We start from the raw sequence: 5,503 nt of genomic DNA on the forward strand, positions 1-5,503 counted from the left end.
TCAAATTTAGATACTTTATATCCATAATCCTCAATATGAATATGAGTTAAAAACTCTGGAATAGTATCATGACTATACATATTGAAAATCACTTGAAATATAGGGTGTCTACTAGGATCAATTTCTATATTTAGATTAGATAATATCTTTTCTAAGGGTATATCTTGATATGCTTGTAAATTATTAATATTGGCATAAGTAATACTAAGTAAGTCTAAAAAACTCTGTGTGCCATCTATGTTTTCTCTAAATGGTAATGTATTAATAAAATATCCTATCAAATCTTGTGTTTGATAATCTCTATTGGCTAACGGAATACCTATTGTTATATCTTCCTGATTACTATAATTATATATCAATATATAAAAAGCACTTAGCATTACAGAATATAATGAACAATTACACTCTCTAGCTAACTCTCTTAATTTAGTTGATAAATCATCATCTAACTCAAACTCTATACTAGATCCGCTATAATCTATCCTACTTGGTCTTACATAATCAGTAGGTAGATTAAGAGTCTCATACCCCTCTAATTTCTCCCTCCAATAGGACAAGTGTTTATCAAGCACTTCTCCTTCAAGATACGCTCTCTGCCATACTGCAAAGTCCTTATACTGGATACTTAGTTCAGGTAATGTTAATTCAGTATTATTTGTATAATGATCATAATAAGCAGTTAATTCTTTGAAAAATATATCTAAAGACCAACCATCACTAGCTATATGATGTATATTAATTAACAATTTAGTATCCACTTCATCAGTGTAAATACTTACTAGTATTGGAACATCTCTGTAAAAATCAAATATCTTATTTATATCATTATTAATTTGTTTAGTAATATCTATATTTTTATAATTATATTCATTAATAACTAAGTCATTGTTCAATACAGTTTGAATATTATTATGTCTTATATCTAGATTAAATATAGTTCTTAAAACATCATGTCTTTTATAAATTGAATGTATAGATCGCTTTAGTATGCTTAAGTCTACCCCTTTATCTAATTTAAATAGCATTGGCGTATTATATACACTACTACCATTTTCATATTGCTGTATAAATAATAAACTTTCCTGACCAATAGATAATTGGTATTCTTTTGGATCATATTTTTTTATTAAGTATTTCTCTTTAACGTTTTGACCTTTCTCAATTTCATCTGCCACATATCTTGATACTTGGCCTAATGTGCTATATTTAAATATATCTTTTGGCTTTAGGTATATTTCATACTTAATATTTATAGAAGAAATTATTTTAGTTACTAATAAAGAATTTCCACCTAAATTTAAAAAATTACTAAAACTATCCAATATCTTTGGTTTAATTGGAAGAATCTCTAGCCATAACTCCCCTATATACTTTTCTATATCATTTAAAGGATTGAACTTAATATCACTATCTTCACCAGCAGACTCAGGATCTGGTAATGACTTACGATCTAACTTACCATTTACTGTTAACGGCATTGAGTCAATCTCAATCAATACACTTGGCACCATATACTCTGGTAATACTTTAGATAATTGATTAAGTATTTCTTCTTGAGTTAATAACTTTTTATCAGATACATAATAACCAACCAAATACTTACTATTATTACTATCCTTAGATAATATACAGGATTGTTTAATTCCTTCTATAGAAGACAGCTGATTCTCAATCTCCCCTAACTCAATACGATAGCCTCGTATCTTAACCTGATCATCATTTCGACCTATATATTCAATATTGCCATCTTCCAGCCATCTAACTAAATCACCTGTCTTATACAACCTTGTATAGCCTTTAGCTATATCATCCTCCGTAGCAAATGGATTAGGCACAAATCTCTCAACTGTTAATTCAGGGCGATTCAAATACCCCCTAGCTAAACCTGCTCCTCCTATATATAATTCTCCAACAACCCCAACTGGTACTGGTTGCTGGTATTGGTCTAAAATATATAGCTTAACATTATCAAGTGGCTTACCTATATTTGTATTAATATCTCCTTCTTTATACTCATACATACTAGCACATACTGTACTCTCCGTTGGACCATATGCATTTATAAATAACCTATCTTTTGACCATTTATTCATAACACCTAAGTTACATGATTCACCAGCAGTTATAAGTGTTGATAAGCTAGGTATATATTGATACTCAAAACTAGATAATAAAGCCGGTGGTAAAGTTGCTATAGTTATATTATTTTTTGTAACATAGTTAATTAATTCTTCACTATTCTTTCTTATTAATTCTGAACTCTTATAGAGTATAGCTCCTGAGATTAGTCCACTAAATAATTCCCAAACATATGCATCAAATATATATGGAGCAAATAATAGTATTTTAGAATTTACACATAGATTCAAACTTTCAATTTGATTATTTACAAGATAAATTATATTTTTATGCTCAATCATCACACCTTTCGGTAAACCAGTAGTACCTGATGTATATATAATATATGCCAAATCTGTTAAGCTACTCTGTGGAGGCAGATTCTCTTTATCCTCTTGACCATATACATAACCTTGTTCTTGATCTAGATCTATCGATATTAAACTAATATCTCTATCTATATTATAATCAAGCTTATTCTCTAAATGACTCTGCGTTATAACTAACTTAGCTTGTGTATCTTTAAGGACATGTCTAAACCTCTCTTGCGGATAATCAGGATCCATCGGTACATATGCTCCTCCTGCCTTCATTACCGCAAGTATACCTATAACCATATCTAAACTTCTTTCTAAACATAATGGTATTAATGTATCTGGCTCTAGCTCTTGATTTGTTACTTCCTTATACTGTCTACGAATGTATCTGGCTAATTGATTTGACTTCTCATTTAATTCTTTGTATGTAAGCTGTTTATTCTCAAATACTAACGCTATATTATCCGGATTCTTTTCTACCTTCTCCTCGAACAATTGATATATCGTTTTATCTTTAGGATAATCTCTATCTGTTTGATTCCAGTCATATACTATAGTCTGATACTCTTCTTCAGATAAAGTAACATTAAAATACTCCTCTAAATCTACCGGATCATATTTTGCTATATCTAGTCCTTGAGATATAGCTATAATACTATTAACTATGTCATCAGTATCTATCCCTTCAGCTAATTTAAAGCTATCATACTGTCCATTATTTAGAAAAACTCCTTGATCTGATACTAATAAAAAACTATCTACTTTATCTAATAAACTCGTTTTTGAGTTTAAAAAGTCTTTATAATCAGAATATATTGCGATATCAACTTTTTGATCAATTATAGACTCAATGACATTATGACCAAAATCAATAATTTCTACCTTTAGTTCTTCATAACCTTGATAATCTTCATTAATAAATATAGATAGTTCTTTCATAGTTTTAAATCCAGTTTCTTTGCTTAAATTCTTTAGATGTATATCGATCTAACACATTTGCCTTTTCTAATATATTTAAAATATTATTTAACATAGGATGTTCTTTTGTTAACTCAAAACCTCCGTAGGTGTCGTTAATAGCCTCTTGTATTTCTTGGTCAGTTAAACCAATAGATTTTAATATCTTCTTATCAAATTTAACCTGTACCTCCAAATCTAGATATAATTCTATAAACTCAGCCAATACTCGGCCTATTTTCTCTTTATACTCATTATTTAAATTAGACCAGACATCACCAAGAAGTTTAAAAAATATCCCCGAGTGACGAGTCTCATCAACTAAATGATCTTTTATTATTCTCTGAAAGTAAGGATGTGTTTCTTCTTTATCTGTCATAGTCACTATTTCTTTAGTTAAAGTATTTTCAGCTAAACAAACACATATAAACTCAAATGCTTTATGATATTTAATATCTAATTTATTCTTTATAGTAGAAATAGCTTTTTCTATTTCGATAGTTTGAGGTAATGGCAGAGGTGTAACTTTAGTTTCTTCTTTGATCTGCATTATAGAGTCAAATGCTACATAAGCATGATATGCTTCATCTACCATTATGGTGTACAAATTGATTTTTTGCTCATCACTGAACTTAATACCTTCTATCTTATCTGAGATAGCATTCAAAATAGTCTCATTTACAACTCTTGTTTCTATAGAAGCTATGTCATTTGAATATTTATACAAAGATTGAATCAATAAGAACTCAATTGCGTTCTGACCTTTATTGGAAATATAAGGATGTATTGCTAAGGGTGCTCTTGATATAGGATAATAATATCCTATAGCATTTTTATCATAAACTATCCGTGGACGACTTCTTACTGTTGCTCTTCTTTCCCATTTCTCTTGTATCTTGTTTATCATAATACTTACCATAATTATATTTTTATTCAACCATATGATGAACTATTTGTTGAATAATTCAATATATATCACAGCAATAATGAACTTTTTTTGAAAAGTACAATTTTTAAGCTTACGCAAAAGTTGCATGTTTAAAAAGATATTTAGAATAATAGTTAGGTTCCATGAACAAAAAATTATCTAAGCCAAATAAATGGGCTCTGTTGCAACTATTTAGAAATTTAAGAAATATAAGGTTCCTACTTTTCACTAGATACAATTATGGCAGTAAACATCAAATAGCTCATTTATAAAATCAGCTTCAGATTTATTTCTGAATTTAGTCCAAGTATCAAACTGACCTTTCTTAAACATCCTCATCCACTCATAACCTAATATAGTAGCATTAGCTGTTTTTATAGATTTAAAACCTAACATAGGTTTAATTAATCTTTTGAGTTTTCCATGATCCTGCTCAATGATATTATTTAAATATTTTTCTTTCCTATGTTCTATATGACTATAATCATCATTCTCAGCCTTTAACTCAGATATAGCATTGTTATATGCTGGATTCATATCTGTATTTATTTTATTTGGAATATCATATTTGAAGTTTCTCAATGTCTTTGATAAAAAGCGTTTAGCTGCTTTTGTATTTCTGGTATGTGACAAGTAAAAATCTACAGTATAACCATCCTTAGTTACAGCCCTGTATAGATATTTCCATTTACCTTTAACTTTTATATAGGTTTCATCTACTCTTAAGGTTTTAAAATATATTCTTCCTCTATACCAACTTAGCTTTTTCTTTAGTTCTGGAGAATATTGTATAACCCATCTATATATAGTTGTATGATCTACATCTATTCCTCTTTCTTTAAGCATCTCTTCTAACTCTCTATAGATTATACCGTATTTTAAATACCAACGAATTGCCCACAATATAACCTCACCAGTAAAATGTTTATACTTAAAGTCTCTCATAATTGTTAGATGAAATTATTGAATATAAAGATAAATTCTAAAATTAATAATCAAATTAGTCAAAGTTTGCAACAGTGCCATATTTCTTAAATTTCTAAATAGTTGCAACAGAGCCACCAAATATGATATCTTTGCTCTTGAGTAAGTTGTTTATATGGCGATTTCATCTTAATCTCCAGTTTTTTAAGCAAGTGCAACAAATATTTTGTCGCACTTATAACTTGAATCTAAGTTATAA

At 28.8% G+C, this 5,503-nt stretch carries 3 protein-coding genes; all 3 read right to left on the reverse strand.

Going from position 1 to position 5,503, the window contains the following annotated elements; genetic code table 11:
• The coding region (locus F3D62_RS09345) for a non-ribosomal peptide synthetase (protein ID WP_150467985.1) at window positions 1–3,374 on the reverse strand (3,374 nt) is incomplete at its 3' end.
• 4 nt (window positions 3,375–3,378) lie between these two features.
• Window positions 3,379–4,299, reverse strand: coding sequence for a diiron oxygenase (locus tag F3D62_RS09350; RefSeq protein ID WP_191092584.1), 921 nt, complete (start codon window positions 4,297–4,299; stop codon window positions 3,379–3,381).
• Window positions 4,300–4,548: 249 nt separating this feature from the next.
• Window positions 4,549–5,265 carry an IS6 family transposase gene (locus F3D62_RS09355; protein ID WP_150467987.1) on the reverse strand — a complete coding sequence of 239 codons (717 nt, stop codon included), beginning with the start codon at window positions 5,263–5,265 and terminating at the stop codon, window positions 4,549–4,551.
• Window positions 5,266–5,503 lie beyond the last annotated feature (238 nt).

Origin of the sequence: Francisella sp. SYW-9, from assembly GCF_008711465.1 — a bacterium.
Classification (GTDB): Bacteria; Pseudomonadota; Gammaproteobacteria; order Francisellales; family Francisellaceae; genus Francisella.